Source organism: Catellatospora methionotrophica, assembly GCF_011297335.1.
Taxonomy (GTDB): domain Bacteria; phylum Actinomycetota; class Actinomycetes; order Mycobacteriales; family Micromonosporaceae; genus Catellatospora; species Catellatospora methionotrophica.
Genome location: NZ_JAAOTJ010000022.1, coordinates 1 through 16663, shown reverse-complemented (window position 1 = coordinate 16663; position 16663 = coordinate 1). Strand labels below are relative to the sequence as shown.

General features: G+C 73.4%; 12 protein-coding genes. 5 read left to right on the top strand and 7 right to left on the bottom strand.

Translation table 11 applies throughout. The features are described from left to right. Positions 1-33 precede the first annotated feature (33 nt). The 4 genes from HAV40_RS32395 to HAV40_RS32380 form a co-directional block, all read right to left on the bottom strand. Positions 34-1938 (bottom strand): multicopper oxidase family protein, encoded by a 1905-nt coding sequence (locus HAV40_RS32395; protein WP_166388094.1) that lies wholly within the window; start codon positions 1936-1938, stop codon positions 34-36. 169 nt (positions 1939-2107) lie between these two features. Then, a complete protein-coding gene (locus HAV40_RS32390) occupies positions 2108-3622 on the bottom strand; it encodes an alkaline phosphatase family protein (RefSeq protein ID WP_166388093.1) in 1515 nt (504 codons plus the stop codon). A 117-nt stretch (positions 3623-3739) separates the two neighbouring features. Then, positions 3740-4387: an HAD family hydrolase gene (locus HAV40_RS32385; RefSeq protein WP_166388092.1), complete on the bottom strand. Its 648-nt coding sequence runs from the start codon at positions 4385-4387 to the stop codon at positions 3740-3742. A gap of 111 nt (positions 4388-4498) precedes the next feature. Continuing rightward, positions 4499-5860 (bottom strand): mannosyltransferase family protein, encoded by a 1362-nt coding sequence (locus HAV40_RS32380; protein WP_166388091.1) that lies wholly within the window; start codon positions 5858-5860, stop codon positions 4499-4501. Between the two features lie 87 nt (positions 5861-5947). Here HAV40_RS32380 and HAV40_RS32375 point away from each other — a divergent pair, with 87 nt between their 5' ends. Then, positions 5948-7411 carry a protein kinase domain-containing protein gene (locus tag HAV40_RS32375; protein WP_166388090.1) on the top strand — a complete coding sequence of 488 codons (1464 nt, stop codon included), beginning with the start codon at positions 5948-5950 and terminating at the stop codon, positions 7409-7411. 3 nt (positions 7412-7414) lie between these two features. On the opposite strand, the gene HAV40_RS32370 is transcribed toward HAV40_RS32375, so the two are convergent. Together HAV40_RS32370 and HAV40_RS32365 are read right to left on the bottom strand one after the other, a co-directional pair. Further along, positions 7415-7843: a roadblock/LC7 domain-containing protein gene (locus HAV40_RS32370; RefSeq protein ID WP_166388089.1), complete on the bottom strand. Its 429-nt coding sequence runs from the start codon at positions 7841-7843 to the stop codon at positions 7415-7417. Further along, positions 7840-9261, bottom strand: a complete 1422-nt coding sequence (locus HAV40_RS32365; RefSeq protein WP_166388088.1) for an ATP-binding protein — start codon at positions 9259-9261, stop codon at positions 7840-7842. The genes HAV40_RS32370 and HAV40_RS32365 overlap by 4 nt, the downstream gene beginning before the upstream one ends. A 328-nt stretch (positions 9262-9589) precedes the next feature. Between HAV40_RS32365 and HAV40_RS32360 the strand changes: the two genes are divergently transcribed. From HAV40_RS32360 to HAV40_RS32345, 4 genes are all read left to right on the top strand, one after another. Then, on the top strand, positions 9590-11557 hold the full coding sequence (locus tag HAV40_RS32360) for an anthranilate synthase family protein (protein WP_166388087.1): 1968 nt from the start codon (positions 9590-9592) through the stop codon (positions 11555-11557). Between the two features lie 68 nt (positions 11558-11625). Continuing rightward, entirely contained in the window at positions 11626-11937 is a 312-nt protein-coding gene (locus HAV40_RS32355; RefSeq protein WP_166388086.1) for a hypothetical protein, read from the top strand. Positions 11938-12064: 127 nt separating this feature from the next. Next, positions 12065-13837, top strand: coding sequence for a M91 family zinc metallopeptidase (locus HAV40_RS39005; RefSeq protein WP_166388085.1), 1773 nt, complete (start codon positions 12065-12067; stop codon positions 13835-13837). 121 nt (positions 13838-13958) lie between these two features. Further along, positions 13959-14771, top strand: coding sequence for a metal-dependent hydrolase (locus HAV40_RS32345; RefSeq protein ID WP_166388084.1), 813 nt, complete (start codon positions 13959-13961; stop codon positions 14769-14771). Here HAV40_RS32345 and HAV40_RS32340 read toward each other — a convergent pair whose 3' ends face one another. Beyond that, positions 14772-16436 (bottom strand): bifunctional 3'-5' exonuclease/DNA polymerase, encoded by a 1665-nt coding sequence (locus HAV40_RS32340; RefSeq protein ID WP_166388083.1) that lies wholly within the window; start codon positions 16434-16436, stop codon positions 14772-14774. Between the last annotated feature and the right edge of the window lie 227 nt (positions 16437-16663).

The window sequence follows — 16663 nt, the reverse complement described above, 5'->3', positions numbered from 1 at the left end:
GCGACGCGGTCCGCGCCGCCCCGGATGTCCTGCTCAGCCGACCCGGTAGGGCCGCATCATCTCGTTGTCCTCGTGCTCCAGCAGGTGACAGTGCCACACGTACTGCCCGGCCAGGTCGAACTTCGCCTTCACCCGGGTGATCTCGCCCGGCAGCGCGATCACGGTGTCCTTGGTGCCACGCTCGCCGGGCTCCGGCGGCGTCTTGCCGTCCACGCCCCGGCCCAGGATCTCGAACTGCACCAGGTGCAGGTGGATGGGGTGGGCGTCGACGCTGAAGTTGTGCAGTTCCCAGATCTCGGTGGCGTTGAGCTTCGGGTCTTCGGTGATCGGGTGGTCCCAGTGCATCGGCATAGCGTGGCCGTGCTCGTCGACCGTGCCGAGCAGCAGTTCGATGGACTGCTCGTGGCCGAGCTCCTCGTCCAGCGACAGCCGCCGGGTGTTGTCGGCCGGGCCGATCGGCTTGATGAAGGGCAGGTCGAGGTCCTCGGGCGGGGTGCTGCGGTCCTTGCCGGTCAGCCGCCCGACGGTGAAGCGCATGACCTGGCCGGTCGTCGCCGGGTCGGACGGGTTGAAGGTGCCGTTGTACGGCTCGTCCGGGCCCTCGTTGATGAGGTACAGCTCGGTGCCCTCGCGCAGGCCGGTGAAGTCGACGATGACGTCGGCGCGCTCGGCCGGGCCCATCCGCAGCTCCTGGAGCTTGGCGGGCTTGGGCAGGAAGCCGCCGTCGTTGCCGATCTGCCAGATGGGCAGCGCGACGGGAGCGGGCCGGGGGGCCAGCGGGTCGGTGGCGACCTTCATGATCAGCACCCGGCCGTTGCAGCCGTTGAGGAGGCGCAGCCGGTAGCGGCGCGGCTCGACCTCCAGGTCAGGCCACGTGTTGCCGTTGACCATGATGGTGTCGGCGAAGAACTCCGGGTTCCAGATCGGCGGGAACGGGCCTTCCGGGATGTACGGACCGGCGTCGTCGGCGAACGCGCGGCTGGCCGGGTAGAACAGCGAGCCGTCGGCGTTGAACGAGCGGTCCTGGACCACCACCGGGATCTCGTAGTACCGCGTGCCCGGCTTGTCGCCGAGCTGCGGGGCCGGGCCGGGCAGCACGCCCGGCGGCAGGTCGCTCTTGCCGCCGCGCAGCAGATAGAAACCGGCGAGTCCGGCGTACACGTTGACGCGGGTCACGCCGAGCGTGTGGTCGTGGTACCACAGGGTCGAGGCACGCTGGTCGTTGGTGTACTGGAACGTAGCCGTGCCCGGCTTCCAGGCCACCCCGTTGCGCTGCTCGAACTCCGCCCCGAACTCGTCGTAGAAGGTGCCGACGGTCGCGTATCCGGCCGGGATGTTGCGGGCCTTGGGCAGGTACCACGCCTCCGGGTAGCCGTCGCTCTCCTCGTGCGTGTGGCCGCCGTGCAGGTGCGTGATCAGCGGCACCGGTCCCCGGTACGGCCCCGGCGTCGAGGTGAACGTGGGCCGCGAGTCGCGCCCGGCGTCGCCGCCCGGCGGGTTGGCCCAGTGCAGTGTCGGGTCGACGGGCAGCAGGTGCGGCCGGAAGTCGCCGTACGAGTCGACCAGGTCGTTGACCCAGGTGACCCGCACCGGCCGGTCCACGTGTGCCTCGATGGTGTCCGACGGGGTGCGGAAGGTGCCCGGCCGCGACACGTCGCCGTAGCCCCAGACCGTGGTCTCCGGCAGGTCCGACGGCAGGATCTGCTGCCGGAACTGGCGGATGCCGATCAGGTAGCGGGCCACCCCGCCCTCACCGCGGTGCGCGGGCGGCATCACCGACGGCACCGCCAGCGGCGTCGTGTACTTCGGGATCGTGGCCGGGTCGAGCGTGCCCGCCCGGCCCCGCTCCACCGCCCAGGCCCACCCGGCGCGCTGGGAGATCACCGTGGCGGCCCCCACGGCCGCCGTCGCCTGCAGAATCCGCCTGCGGTCGACCATGTCGCACACCTTCCGCCGCCCCCGCGCGGCGTCACGAAGTTGCCGCGCGGCATCGGGCGCCCCGCGGCGACGCCGCCCCCGCGCGACGCCTGCCAGGAGGAACGACTCAACCGACGCCGGGAAACGAGCACGCCGCCCGGCCACCGGGCCGGGCGGCGTGCCCGCACCGTCAGCTGACCCGCAGGTCGTCGATGACCCAGTACCAGTTGTTGGCGGCGTTGTAGTAGCGGAACTTCACCGTCATCGAGGTGGCCCCGGCGGGCACGGTGACGGTCAGCGCCTCGGCCCTGGCCCGCGCGTCGGCGCTGTAGCGCTTGACGAGCTGGTTCGCGCCGCCGTTGAACGACACCAGCACTTCCCCGGTCTGCGAGCCCTCCTGCAGGTAGTGCGTGACGTAACGCAGCGTCCTGACCGTCCCGGCGGTCACCGGGTACGCGGGCGAGACCAGCGTCGAGTCGAACGACGCGCCGCCGGAGCGGTCGTCGAACTCGTCGGAGTCGGCGACCGCGAACACCCCGCGCAGCCGCAGGCCGTTCTCGCGGTTCTGCGACGACTGGGCGCGGCTCCAGAACTCCTCGTTGGTGAACGACCAGCCGCGCCACTCGTTCACGCCACCGGTCGGCATCGCCGAGCGGTCCACCGACCAGCCCGCCGGGGCGGTGTGCGTCCAGCCCTGCACGGTGGCCGGGATGCCGGTCTCGTGCGAGCGGGTCTGCAGCGACGCGTTCAGGCCGTCGAACGGGTCGGTGGCGCGTACCTTGAGCGCCTTGGTGTCGAGGTTCCAGGCCGGGTTGACGGTCACGCCCAGGTGCGCGAAGACGGTGCCGGCGACGTCGGACAGCCGGGTGTCGATCGGGCGCAGGCCCGCGCTGTGGCCGGTGCCCTTGGCCAGGACCCAGGTGCGCCGCTCGGCGTCGACGCCGCAGCCGCCGTGGCCGCCGGACGGGTTGTTGTGGCCGTGGTCGGTGGTGACCACGATCAGCCAGTCCTCGCTCGCGTACGTCGGCCGCGCGGCGATGGCGTCGAGCATCCGGTCGAGCTGGGCGTCCTGGGTCTCGATCGCGGTGCGGTACACCGTGCCGGTGCCGACGGAGTGCGCCACCACGTCGGTGTTGCCGAGGTAGACGAACGTCGCGTCCGGGTCGTTGTTCCGCAGGTGGCTGACCGCGTCGTTGGTGACCTTCACGTCCTCGCCGACGTAGCCGTTGGCGTCGCCGTTGTAGGTGATCCGGGTGTCGATCGCGGCGCCGAACGTGCCCTGCGTGTGCAAAACGGCCCAGTCCAGGATGGACAGCGTCGCGTAGGACGGGTCGGCCTGCTCCAGCCGGGTCAGGAAGTCGGGGTACGTGCCGTACTGCTTGCCGCTGAAGGTGTTGTCCTTGACGCCGTGCTTGTCGGGCATGACGCCGGTCGCGATCGTGGACCAGCCGGGGCCGCTGGACGAGTTCGCCACCGGGTTGCAGTAGAGCAGGCTCTCGCCGAGGGTGCCCCCGGCGGCCAGCGCGTCGAGCGTCGGCGCATCGGCGTCGACGACCTTGGCCCAGTTCAGCCCGTCCATGCCGACCACGAGCACCTTCGGGGTGAGCGCGGCGGCCTGGGCGGGCGGTGCGGTGAGGGTGAGCGCGGCCGCGGCGGCCACGGCCGCTGCGGCCGCGACGGTGCGGGTACGGGGGAACGGCGACACGGGTCGACCTCCGATCGGGACGGTATGTCCAGATCAGAGCGTCGCCCGATGAACGGTCGGCGACAAGTGCCACCCGTTCGGACGACACCGCCGTGAAAGGACGGATCCGCCCGGCGGCTAGCGCTGTCCGAGCAGGTCGGGCAGCTTGCGCATGTCGTGGAACACCACGGTGCCGGGGCCTTGCAGCCACTCGGCCGGGGTCACTCCCCCGGCGTACGCCAGCACCCGCATGCCCGCCGCCCGCGCGGCCTGCACGCCGGGCTTGCTGTCCTCGACCACCACGCAGCGCGCCGGGTCGGCCCCCATGCGCGCCGCGGCGTGCAGGAACAGGTCGGGCGCGGGCTTGCCGTTGGCCACCTCGGTGGCGGAGAAGATGCGGCCCTCGAAGCGCTCGTAGAGGCCGGTGATGCCGAGCGTGTTGCGCATCTTGTCGTGCCGTCCGCTGGACGCCACGCAGGTCGGCAGTGTGATCGCGTTGAGCGCCTCGACGATGCCGGGCACCGGGACGAGCCCGGCGTCGTGCGCGGCGAGCTGGCGCGCGACGAACATCTCCGGCCACTGCGGCAACGGGCGGCCCAGCTTCTGCTCGATCACCGGCACCATCGAGGTCGCCGAGCGGCCCACGAAGTTCTCCAGGATCTCGTCGTCGGTCAGCGGCCAGCCCAGCTCGGCCAGCATCTGCGAGGCGACCCGGATGGCGATGGTCTCGGAGTCCACGAGTACGCCGTCGCAGTCGAAAATGACAAGATCCACCGAATCGATCACGGCGAGACCATACCGCCCGGCATCCCTCCGGCCAGCACCACCACAGGGCCGTCCCACGGCGGGTTCGGCTGAGAGGCCGAACCCCGCGCCCGCGGAGGCGGGCGCCGGCAGCTATGCGACGAAGTTGTTCTGGACGAAGACGATCACCATCGCGCCCTGGAGGGCCAGCATGGCGGTGGTGTATATGCGGTCGAAGTGTACGTTGCGGCCCATTCTGGCCAGCACCATGAACGCGACCGTGCACTCCAGCGCGTAGCGCCAGGTCGAGCTCAGCGGGTAGTGGGTGTGGATCGGGTTCGACAGCGGCATCAGGATGATGATCGCGCCGAAGACCACCAGGTACGCGTGGTCGGCCCCGAGCTTCCACGGGCCCACCAGAGCCAGCACCAGCAGCACCAGCACCGCCAGCGCGGTGGTCAGGTTGACGATGTTGCGCAGCGCGTCGGGGTGGTAGACCGAGTCGCTGCCGCTGATCAGGTCGACGACGTCGCCGATGACGGTCCACGGCGCGGTGAAGCCCGACCGGAACCAGGCCTTCTGCGCGTCGAGGAAGTGCAGCGCGTCGCCGAAGGTCAGATAGCAGAACAGCATGTACGCGGCCAGCCCGCTCGGCACCAGCAGCACCGCCAGCGCGTCGCGGTCGAACGTGCCCCTCGGCCACGGCAGCCACCGGCCCTGGCGCATCTGCTCGGCCGTCTTGCGGAACGAGAAGCCCCGCTGCCGCAGGTATTCGTACACGAACGCCGCACCGAGCATCACCCCCGCCATCCGGGTCGCGCTGGCGTATCCGGCGAACATCGCCGCCCACCACCAGCGCCCCCGGCGCATGTTGTACAGCGAGGCCAGCGCCAGCGCCACGAACAACGACTCGTTGTACGCCGCGACCAGGTAGAACGCCGTCGGGAAGGCCAGCAGGTAGACGGTGGTGCGCCGGGCGTCCTCAGCCCCGATCATCTCGGTGGCCAGCCGGTGCACCAGGATCAGCGCGGCCAGGCAGGCCAGCGCGCCGAGGATGAGGCCCGCCTCGAAGGTGCCGCCGGGCAGCAGCGGGTTCAGCGCCCGCACCGTCATCGGGTAGAGCGGGAAGAACGCGGTGCTGCGGGCGTCGTACTCGTAGCCCGAGTCCGCGATGATCACGTACCAGACCGTGTCCCAGTGGTTCCACGACTGGATGAGCTGCCCGAACGTCGACGGGACCGGGCCCGCCTTGCTGTCCAGCCCCTCGGTCGGCATCCACGCCACGGCCGTGACCAGGAAGTACGCCAGCAGGCCGCTCGCCCAGACCACGAACCCGGTGAGCACCGACGGCCGCCACCGCTGCCAGGCCGCCCGGCCGCCGCCGACCGGCTCGGCCGTGTCACCTTTCAGCAAGGAGACCGGCGCATCGGTCAGGTCGTCAGCGGGCGCGTCACCGGGCACGTCCGCCGGGCGGCGGCGCACCGGGGCGAGCCCTGGTCCCGGGGAGTCAGACATAGCCAGGAATATAACCACGCGCGACGGGGGTCACGCTGCCCTGCGTTCGGTGTCACCGGTGGCTGGGACACGGTACGGTTGTCCACCATGTCAGCCTTCACCCCCGGTCTGAAGCTGCACGACCGCTACCTGCTGGACCGCCGCATCGGCTCCGGCGGCATGGCGGAGGTCTGGCAGGCCCACGACCTCGTGCTGGGCCGCCCCGTCGCGGTGAAGGTGCTCGCCGGTCCGACGGCGGCCGATCCGGCCCTGCGCGCGGGCGCGCTGCGCGAGGCGCGCTCGGCCGCGCAGCTGACCCACCCGCACATCACCGCGGTGCACGACTTCGGTGAGGTCACCTTCCCCGACGGCCACGTCGAGCCCTACCTGGTGATGGAGCTGCTCACCGGTGAGTCGCTGGCCGAGCTGATGGCGCGCGGGCCGGTGGGCTGGGCGCGGGCCGCCGTGATCGGCGCCCAGGTGGCCGGGGCGCTGGCCGCCGCGCACGCCCGTGACGTGGTGCACCGCGACGTCAAGCCGGGCAACATCATGATCACCGCGACCGGCGCGAAGGTGCTCGACTTCGGCATCGCCGCGATGACCGGCCTGCCCGACGCGACCGGCATGCTGATCATCGGCACCCCGGCGTACGCGGCCCCGGAGCGGCTGCGCCAGAAGGCCGCCGATCCGGCCGCCGACGTGTACGCCCTGGGTGTGCTCCTGATCGAGATGGTCACCGGGCGGCGGCGCAACGGCATCGACAGCTGGGAGCAGTTCGAGGCCGAGCACGCCCGCCCGCGCCCGCTGCCGCCGCTGCCCGGCGTGCCCCCGGCGATCACGGCCCTGATCGCGGCCGCGGTCGACCCCTCCCCCGCGCGCCGCCCGCGCGCCGACGACCTCGCCCACGCCCTGGGCGGCCTGGCGGCCCCGGCCATGCCCGGCTCCGTCCCGGCCACCCCGGCCGGGCCGAACCCGACGCTGCTCGCGCCCACCGGCGGCGCGATCTCCGGCGCGGCCCGGGTGCCCGCCCCGGCCACCCGCGTGCAGGCCGTGCCCCGGCCCAAGGCGGCGCCCCCGGCCCGCCCGAAGCGCGGCGGCCGCCCGCTGCTGGCCGTGGCGCTGGTCATGGCGATCATCGTGATCAGCGGCGTACTCCTGATCATGTCGGCGCTGAACGAGCCGACCGATCCCGCCAACGCGGTCACCACCCCGACCCGCTCGCCGAGCCGCCCCGCCCGCACCACGGCGGTCGTCAAGCCGAGCCCGACCCCGGAGCGGGGCGGGCCGTTCGCGGCGGTGAAGCTGCTGTCGGACCTCAACGACGCCGTGCAGAAGCTGCGCGACACCGAGCTGATCACCCCGAAGCAGAAGACCGAGCTGGAGAACGGGCTCAGGAACATCTCCACCAAGATGCTCCAGGGCGACTGGGACGAGGCGCGCAAGCGCGCCGAGAACCTGCAGAAGAAGGTCGAGGGCTGGGCCGACGACGCCGAGGGTGACGCCAAGGAGGCGTACGAGCCGGTGCAGAAGCTGCTCGACGAGCTGGAGAAACTCGCCAAGCGCAACAGCTGAGGCTCAGCGGGGCAGCGCGCGCTGCAGCTCGGCGCGCAGTGCCGGGGTCAGGATCTCCCCGGTCTGCTTGGCCAGCCGAGCCATCTCGAACCCGACCACGCCCAGGTCGGCGTCGGCGTCGGCGACCACCGCCAGCACCGAGCCGTCCCGGATCGCCATGGTGAGGAAGTAGCCCCGGCCCATCTCGATCACGGTCTGGCGCACCTCGTCGCCGTCGGACAGCTGCGCCACACAGCCCGCGATGCCGATCAGGCCGGAGGTGACCGCCGCCAGCTGGTCGGCGGTGGACCGGTCCAGGTGCGCGGAGACCGCGACCACCAGCCCGTCCGAGGACGCCACGATCGCGTGCCGCGCGCCCGGCACCCGGTCGGCGAATCCGGTGACCAGCCAGTTGAGGTCCTGGGCCGGCTTGCTCAGTGTCGCGGTGCTCATTGCTCCCCCTCGTTGTCGTCCGGTGCCGTTGTCGACGCCACCGCGCCGTCGCCGGCCTGACCTCGCCGTACGCCCTCGTACAGCCGGGTCAGGGTGGCGGCCGTGGCCGCCGGATCGGGCTCGCGCCGCCGCTGCGGCATCGGCTGCGGCGCGATGGCCGCGGGCTGGGTGCGGTCCGGCACGGCGCCGGGCGGCAGGGCGATGGGCGGCTGGGCATGGCTCGGCTGGACGCGGGGCGGCACGGCGGCGGGCGGCGGCACGAGCAGGTCCGCCTCCGCGGGCTCGGTGAGCAGCGCGGCGGGCAGCTCGACGGCGGCCCGCACGCCCCCGTCAGGGCACAGCGTCAGGCCCACCCGCACGCCGTGGCGGGCGGCGAGATGGCTCACCACGACCAGGCCCATCCGCTCACTGACCGCGACGTCGACCTCGGCGGGCACGGCCAGCAACGCGTTGGCCTCGGCGAGCGCGCGTTCGCTCAGGCCGATGCCGTCGTCCACGATCTCGACCAGCGCCCCGTCCGGCCTGGCGTGTGCGGCGACCCGCACCGCGGTGTTCGGGTTGGAGAAGGCGGTGGCGTTGTCCAGCAGCTCGGCCAGCAGGTGGCCGATGTCGGCGGCGGCGTGCCCGGCGATGTACAGCGAGTCGTCGACGTCGGCCCGGACCCGCTCGTACTGCTCGATCTCGGAGAGCGCGGCCAGCGCCAGCGCGGCCAGCGGAACGCCCTCGCGCCAGCGGCGGCGCGGCTCGGCCCCGGCGAGCACCAGCAGGTTCTCGTCGTTGCGGCGCAGCCGGGCGGACAGGTGGTCCAGCTTGAACAGTGCGGCCAGCCGGTCCGGGTCGCGCTCGTCGCGCTCCATCTCGTCGAGCAGGCGCAGCTGCCGCTCGACCAGGATCTGCGAGCGCCGGGCCAGATTCGTGAAGATCCCGTTGACGGTACGCCGGGAGCGCGCCTGCCGCAGCGCGAGCGCCACGACGCTGTCGCGGACCGCCTCCAGCGCCACCCTCGCGTCGGCGAACTCCCCGGCCGGTGGCGCGGGCGGGGCCCCGGCGGGCGGCTCGCCGTTGCCGGTCCGCAGCCGCTCGAAGGTCACCGGGATGTCGTCGGCCAGGGCCAGCGCGTCGCGGCGCAGCCCCTCGGCGGCTGCCAGCAGGTCGCGCCGGGCGGCCAGCACGAGGTGGCCCAGCACCGCCAGGGTGAGCAGCGCGCCGACGGCGATCACCGCCACCCAGCGCCAGGAGACGATCTCGGCGTGCGCCGCGCCGTCGATGCCCAGCTCCGCCAGCTCGCGATTGTCGAGGGCGTCGGCCACGGCCCAGGCCAGCAGCGCGCACGCGGCCACCGCGAACGCGACCGGCGGAAGGGTGACCGCGGCCGCGAGACGTGATCCCGCCCGCCGCTCGTGCGCGTCGTTCGCCATCGGCCCTCCCCTGCCTCGGCTGAACCGCCGCCACCACTGGTGACTCGCGGTATGTTACCCGTCACACAACGAAAAGTGGATAGGTGAGCGCGAATGTGACACCGCCGGGCCACCGGTCACTCGCGCACGGGCGGTGAGCCTTCTGGACAGTCGCACGCGTCGGCGGTACCGTTGCCGCCATGACTTCCACCCGCAACCTGTGGTGGCGCGCCCAACCGGCGGCCATCGACACACGCGGGTAGGCATACCCACACCGCGGCCGCCTCGACGAGGCGGCCTTTGCTTTTCGGTCGCCCGGCGCACGGCCACCCTAACCGGGAGACCATCGATGAACCTGCTCCACGATCTGCTCGGCGCGCCCGATCCGGGCCCGTTCGCGCTGTTGCGACGCGAAGGTTCCGAGTACCTCGAGGTGCTGCGCGGTCCGCTGTCCACCGTGGCACGGCTGGCCGACATCCCCCTGCCCGAGCACGCGGACGGCGACGAGGCCGGTCCGCGCACGCTCGCCCTGGTCCCCTACCGCCAGCTCGCCGAGCGCGGCTTCGACCGCGTCGACGACGGCACCCCGCTGGCCTGCCTGACCGTCGCGTCGTACGACCGCATCCCGCTCGCCGAGGCGCTGGCCGCGCTCCCCGACGCCGTGCCCGACGTGACCGACCTCGGCTTCGACATCGACGACGCGGCCTACCGGGAACTGGTCTCCACGGTGCTGCGCGACGAGATCGGCCACGGGGCCGGGTCCAACTTCGTGATCCACCGCACCGCCCGCGCGCGCACCGACGCCGACCCGCGCCTGCTGGCCGGGGCCGCGCTGCGCCGCCTGATCACCGGCGAGCGCGGCGTGTACTGGTCCTTCCTGGTCCACCTGCCGGCTGCTGGTGGGGAGTCCATGGCTGACCACCGTCCAGGTGGGCAGCCGGGACGAGTCACTAGCAGAGTAAACGGCCGCACCCTGGTCGGCGCGTCCCCGGAGCGGCACGTCAGTGTCGACGACGGCCTGGTCATGATGAACCCGATCTCCGGCACACTGCGCCACCGCGACCTCGGCGCGGACGGCCGCGAGACGCTGCTGAACTTCCTCAGCGACCGCAAGGAGATCAACGAGCTGTCGATGGTGCTCGACGAGGAGCTCAAGATGATGGCCGTGGTCGCCCAGCAGGGCGGCCAGGTGCTCGGGCCCTACCTCAAGCACATGACCCACCTCACCCACACCGAGTACCTGCTGGCCGGGCGCACCGGCCTGGACGTGCGCGACGTGCTGCGGGAGACCATGTTCGCCCCGACGCTGACCGGCAGCCCGATCGAGAACGCGGCCCGCGTCATCGCCCGCTACGAGACGTCCGGCCGCGCCTACTACGCCGGGGTGCTGGCGCTGCTGGGCCGCGACGCCGAGGGCGGGCAGAGCCTGGACGCGCCGATCCTGTTCCGCTGCGCCGACATCGCCCCCGACGGCACCATCGCGGTCAAGGCGGGCGCGACGCTGGTCCGCGACTCCACTCCGGACGGCGAGGTCGCCGAGACCCACGCCAAGGCGGGCGGCGTGCTCACCGCGCTCGGCCTGCGCACCGCCCCGGCCGCGCACACCGACACCGATATCAAGACCCTGGCCGAAGACCCGGCGGTACGCGCCACGCTGCTGTCACGCAACGAGCGGCTGTCCCGGTTCTGGCTCGCCGAGCGGGCCCCCGAGCCGGTGACCGGACCGCTGGTGGGCCGCACCGCGCTGATCGCCGACGCGGAGGACACCTTCACCGGCATGCTCGGGCACCTGCTGCGCTCGCTGGGCATGCGCGTCACCGTCCAGCCCACCACGGCCCTGGGCGGGCTCAGCTCGTACGACCTGGTGGTCGCCGGGCCCGGCCCCGGCGACCCGGCCGACGACACCGACCCGCGCGTGGCGGCTCTGGGACGCGTCGTCGAGGAGCGGCTGTCGCGCCGCGCGCCGCTGCTCGGCGTATGCCTGGGCCACCAGGTGCTCAGCCGCCGCCTCGGCTTGCCCATGCACCGCCGCGACGTGCCCTACCAGGGCCTGCCGTGCGACATCGACCTGTTCGGGGTGACCCGCCGGGTGGGCTTCTACTCCACCTTCACCGCGGTCGCCCCCGCCGACACCCTGCCCACCGCGTACGGCGAGCTGCAACTGTCGCGCGAGGACGGCACCGGATTCGTGCACGCGCTGCGCGGGCCGGGTTTCGCGGGCGTGCAGTTCCACCCCGAGTCGGTGCTCACCGAGCACGGGCCGCAGCTGCTCACCGAGCTGGTGACCGGCGTCTTCACCCCGGCGGCGGTCGCCTGAGGCAGAGTTATCCACAGATCGCGTGGGGGGCGTTGTGCCGCCCCTCACGCGATGCCACCCTCGATGGCGTGACGCAGACGACCAGCGAGCCGCCCCGGACCCTGCGGCTGGCCGCCGAGCTGGAATCCCTGGCCACCGCCGTGCATCGTGCCCCGCTGCCACCGCCCGAACGGCCGTCCGGAGTGGACCCGCTGGTCGCGGCGGCGCACCTGGCGACGGTGCGGGCGGCGGCCGAGGCGCTCGCCGCGCTGGCCGACGGCCTGCTCACCGACGCCGACAGCCTCTACCTGGTCGCCGCCGCCCACCAGCGCGCCGAGGAACAGTCCGCCGCCCGCCTCGACCGGCTTCGCGATCCGGCCCGCACCAGGGGCATGTGGTGACCCGACATCGGTCGGCGCGCTGTCCGGTCCCTGTCGGAGCGTGCGGGCAAGCCCGGCGGGCGGCCGGGCTTCCGGCGGAATGCCCGATGAGGTCCGGCAGGCCGCACAGCGCTCGACGGGGTGTGCGATGAAGCCCGACACACTGCCCGAGGCCGCGCCCGTGCTGGTCATGGCGATGCCGCCGCTGTGGTCGCTGCCGGTGCGGGAAGGGCCGCTGCTGGCCGCCGCGGCGCGGTGGCGGGCCTGTGCCGCCCTGGCGGCGGAGACGGCCGACGGGCTGGCCGCCGCCACCGCGCCGAGCGCGGGGTGGACCGGCACGGACGCGACCGCCTACGAGGACCGGCGCAGGCCGGCGGCGACCGGGGCGGAGCGCGCGGCCGACCTGGCCCGGCGGGCGGCCGTCGCGCTGGAAGCGCTGGCCGGGAGGCTCGCTTCCGTGCAACGTCACCTGGACGAGTCGCTGGCCCGGGTCACCGCCGTCGTGCCGTGCCAGGGCAGCCGGGAACGGCTGCTGTTCTTCGCACGCGGCCCCTCGCATGCGGCCCGGGTCCACGCGGCCGCCGCCGAGGCCGCCGACCTGCGCGGCGACCTCACCACGGCGACGCGGCAGGCCGAGGCCGCCCTCGCCGCCGTCACCACGGGCTGGCACGAGCTGGCCGGGGCACTGCCGCAGGCCGTCGCGCTGCCCACGCCGGAGCCGTCGGAGACGGTGGTGGTGCGCGGCGGCGGCGTGACGCTGGTGAGCACGGGGGCGAACGACGACGACGTGACGGTCACCGTCGACGCCGCCGGCCGCCTGCTGGTGCTGGTCGGCGGCGTGACCGTGGCGGCCGTGCCGGACGGGCGGCTGGTGGTGCGCACCGGGGCCGGTGACGACCGGGTGCGCGTCGACCCGGCGGTCGCGGCGCAGGTCAGCGTGCTGGCCGGGGCGGGCGGCGACCGGGTCGACGGCGGGACACTGCTGCACGGCGCGGGCGGCGCGGACACGCTGCTCGGCCGGGACGGCGACGACCTGCTGCTGGGCGGCGACGACCGGGACTACCTCGACGCCGGGGCCGGGGCCGACGTCGCCGACGGCGGGGCGGGCGACGACACCGTGTACGGCCTGAGCGGCGACGACACGCTGCGCGGCGGGGCAGGCCGCGACCACCTGTCCGGCGGCCGGGGCGGCGACCTGCTGTCCGGCGGGGACGGCGGCGACGTGCTCACCGGCGGCGCGGGCGCGGACCTGCTCGACGGCGCGACCGGGCTCGACCGCGCCTACCGCGACCAGGCCGATCCGGCCACCGACGCCGAGCTGTCCCACGTCGCCCCGCCGGTCGCCCCCGGTGGCCGTGTCCAGGTCACGGGCACGCCGGAGTTCGCCGAGCGGGTCGAGTCCGACCTGGACCTGCTGCGGGCGTCACCCACCGGGCGGCGCATGCTGGCCGAGCTGGACGCGGGGCTGGACGGCGGCGACGGGTGGCTGCCCGGCGACGGGCCGGACACCCTGGAGGTGCGGGAACTGCCGTCCGGGTCCGCCAACGGCTTCGCGGGCGTGGACGGGGACACCGACCGGCACGTCATCTCGTACGAGCCGGGTTTCCAGGGTCTGCCAGGCGGCGCGCCGCCGGTCGCGGTGCTCTACCACGAGCTGGCGCACGTGTGGGACGACCTGGCCGGACACGACCGTCCGGGTGCGCACAGCCGCGACGACCTGATGTGGGACGGCGCCGGCTGGGTGCCGGTGCCCGACCGGGAACGGGTCGCGGTCGGCCTGCCTATCGACGATGACGGGGATCCGACAACACCCGACCGCCTCGACCCGCACCACCCGTATCCCCTGACGGAGAACGCACTGCGCGATGAGCTGGGTGTATCCGCCAGGCAAACATACGGCACGCCGCGCGGCCCTGCGTGACCTGACCGCCACCGTCTGCTATGGAGGTCCAGCCGATTGCATCCGGACGCCATAGTTTGACACAGTGTGCGCGCGTTGATCGCAACGCGACGTTGTGGTGGTCAGGGGAGGAACAAACATCATGATGGGTCCACAGCACGCGCTGTCCGGCGCGGCCACGTGGCTGACAGGGTCCTGGGTGGCCGCGCAGTTCTTCGACTATCCCCAGTCGGCCACGACGATCGCGGTCGGCTCGGCGGTCTGCGCGGGGGCCGCACTGCTGCCCGATCTGGACATGTCCGGCAAGGTGACCAAGGGCCAGGGCGGCTCGACCGTCTCCCGCAGCTTCGGCGTGGCCTCGCTGTTCGTCGCCGAGGTCATCGAGAAGATCTCGGTCGGCGTGTACACGGCCACCAAGCTGAGCAAGGACCCCCACCGGCACAACGGCCACCGCACGCTGACCCACACGCTGCCGTTCGCGGCGCTGATGGGCTTCGGCTCGATCTGGCTGTGCACCAGGTTCGGCCGTTGGGCGGTCATCGGCATCCTGTTCTTCATGTTCGGCTTCGCGCTGCGCGGCCTGTTCGACAAGTGGGCCGACCGGGCCGGCTGGGTCATCGTGACGCTGACCTCGGCAGCCGCGGCCTACTTCGCGTTCAACTTCCTGCCCAGCGAGAACCGCGGGTACCCGATGATCGGCCTGGCGGTGGGGGTCGGCTGCATCGTGCACCTGATGGGCGACATCGTGACCAGGGCAGGGGTGCCGATCCTGTGGCCGATCCCGACCGGGCGGCGCATGTGGCGCATGATCGGCCTGCCGGACACCTTCGCCATCGAAGCAGGCAGCAAGGTGGAGACCACCGTGCTGCGCACCGCCTTCACGGTCATCTCGTTCGTCGCGGGCGCGGGCCTGCTGGCCCCGGCGCTGCTCAAGCGCTTCGACATCGAGGTCTGACTACTTCGCGTCGCCGTAGGAGTCCACGACGGCGACGGTGAGCGGGAACCGTACGGGCGAGCTGCCGAACAGCAGCTCGCCCGTTGCTCTCGCCCCGGCCTCCAGGGCGGCGACCACGAGGTCCGCCTCGTCCTGCGGGCAGTGCACGATGACCTCGTCGTGCTGGAAGAACACCAGCTCCGCACGGGCGCCCCAGAGCCTCGCGCGCAGCGTGGCCAGCAGCGACGCGGCCCACTCGGCGGCGGTGGCCTGGATGACGAAGTTGCGGGTGAACCGGCCCCGCGAGCGGCCCGACGCGCCCTCGTCGGCCCACGACGACTCCAGCGCCGACGGCGGGCACGTCCGGCCCAGCCAGGAGCGCACCAGCCCGCCGGTCTCCCCGGTGCGCGCGGCCGCCTCGACGTACGCCCAGGCCTTCGGGTAGCTGCCGCGCAGCGCCGCGATGGCGGGTGCGGCCGCGCCGCCGGTCTGGCCGTACATCGCGCCGAGCAGGGCCAGTTTCGCCGCCGCCCGGTCACCCTTGAACGCCTCGGCGGCCAGCACCGCGTACAGGTCGCCCGCGGCCGCGGCACGGGCCAGCCCCGCGTCGCCGGACACCGCGGCGAGGATGCGCGGCTCCAGCTGCCCCGCGTCGGCGACGACGAGCCGCCAGCCCGGATCGGCGCGGGCCGCGCCGCGCACCGCCTTGGGGATCTGCAGCGCCCCGCCGCCCCGCGTCGCCCAGCGCCCGGTGACCACCCCGCCCGGCACGTACGCGGGCCGGAAGCGCCCCTGCTGCACCCACTGCTCCCGCCAGCTCCACCCGTGCGCGGTCCAGATCCGGTACAGCTCCTTGTACTCCAGCAGCACCTCGATGACCGGATGGTCGACCGCCCGCAGCACCCACGACCGGGTGTTGGGCACCTCGATCCCGGCCCGGCGCAGCGCCTTGCGCAACTCGGCCGGCGAGTCGGGATGCAGTCCGGGCGCGTTCAGCAGCTCGGCGATCCGGCCCGACAGCTCGGCCAGCCGCCGCGGCGGCCCGCCCACCGGGGACGGCTCACCCAGCAGCCCGACCAGGATCTCGTCGTGAGCGCTGCCCTGCCAGGGCAGCCCCGTGTACCCCATCTCGGCGGCGATCAGCGCGCTGGCCGACTCGGCCGCCATCAGCAGCCGCATCCGCGCCGGATGCTCGACGGCGGCGGTCCGGGCCAGCTGGTCCCGGTACACGGCCGCCAGCGCCTCCACCGGATCCACCCCGCCCGGCACGGCGACCTGGGCGGGCGCGTCGCCGAACAGGGTGCCCTGCAGGTCCCCCGGCGGCTGGGCGGGCCGCGCCGCGTGGTCGGCGGGCACCGGCGCACCGACCAGCCGGGCGTACGCGGCGGCAGCCGACCGGGGCTCACCGTAGCGTCCGGCGTTGCCGAGCAGCAGCACCTCAGCCAGCTCCACGTCATGACACCGCCGCACGCGTACCCCGTCCGGCAGCAGCGGTCCGTACACCTGCTCCGTAGACGCCCACAGCCACCGCGGCCCATCCGTCCGCTCCAGCTCCCCGACCGCCCCGGCAAGATCCACCACAGCCTCGACGGGCCCGCTCGGCTCCCCCGCGGCATCCAGCGCCCGCAGCAGCCCACCGCCACCGCCGTCCGCCACCACCGCCACCACCGCCGCCACACCGCCCATCCTCCCGCCCCACCCCGACAACCCGCCCCGAAGGAAGGGCACCTTCCCATCGCTATGGGCATTGCAAGGTGCCCTTCCAAACCGGTCTTGGCGTTGGCCGTCCCGCCTTCAGGCGGAAGATCGCTGTTTCGGGTCATGATCTGGCGTCTAACCGCAGATCATGACCCGAAACAGCGATCTTGACCGGAACAGCGCGGGCGGCCCGGACCGGCGCGGCACGGGGCGGC

Coding starts and splice junctions, on each gene's coding strand:
- HAV40_RS32395 (WP_166388094.1), bottom strand. CDS start 1,938: ATGGTCGACCGCAGGCGGATTCTGCAGGCGACGGCGGCCGTGGGGGCC.
- HAV40_RS32380 (WP_166388091.1), bottom strand. CDS start 5,860: ATGTCTGACTCCCCGGGACCAGGGCTCGCCCCGGTGCGCCGCCGCCCG.
- HAV40_RS32375 (WP_166388090.1), top strand. CDS start 5,948: ATGTCAGCCTTCACCCCCGGTCTGAAGCTGCACGACCGCTACCTGCTG.
- HAV40_RS32370 (WP_166388089.1), bottom strand. CDS start 7,843: ATGAGCACCGCGACACTGAGCAAGCCGGCCCAGGACCTCAACTGGCTG.
- HAV40_RS32365 (WP_166388088.1), bottom strand. CDS start 9,261: ATGGCGAACGACGCGCACGAGCGGCGGGCGGGATCACGTCTCGCGGCC.
- HAV40_RS32360 (WP_166388087.1), top strand. CDS start 9,590: ATGAACCTGCTCCACGATCTGCTCGGCGCGCCCGATCCGGGCCCGTTC.
- HAV40_RS39005 (WP_166388085.1), top strand. CDS start 12,065: ATGAAGCCCGACACACTGCCCGAGGCCGCGCCCGTGCTGGTCATGGCG.
- HAV40_RS32345 (WP_166388084.1), top strand. CDS start 13,959: ATGATGGGTCCACAGCACGCGCTGTCCGGCGCGGCCACGTGGCTGACA.
- HAV40_RS32340 (WP_166388083.1), bottom strand. CDS start 16,436: ATGGGCGGTGTGGCGGCGGTGGTGGCGGTGGTGGCGGACGGCGGTGGC.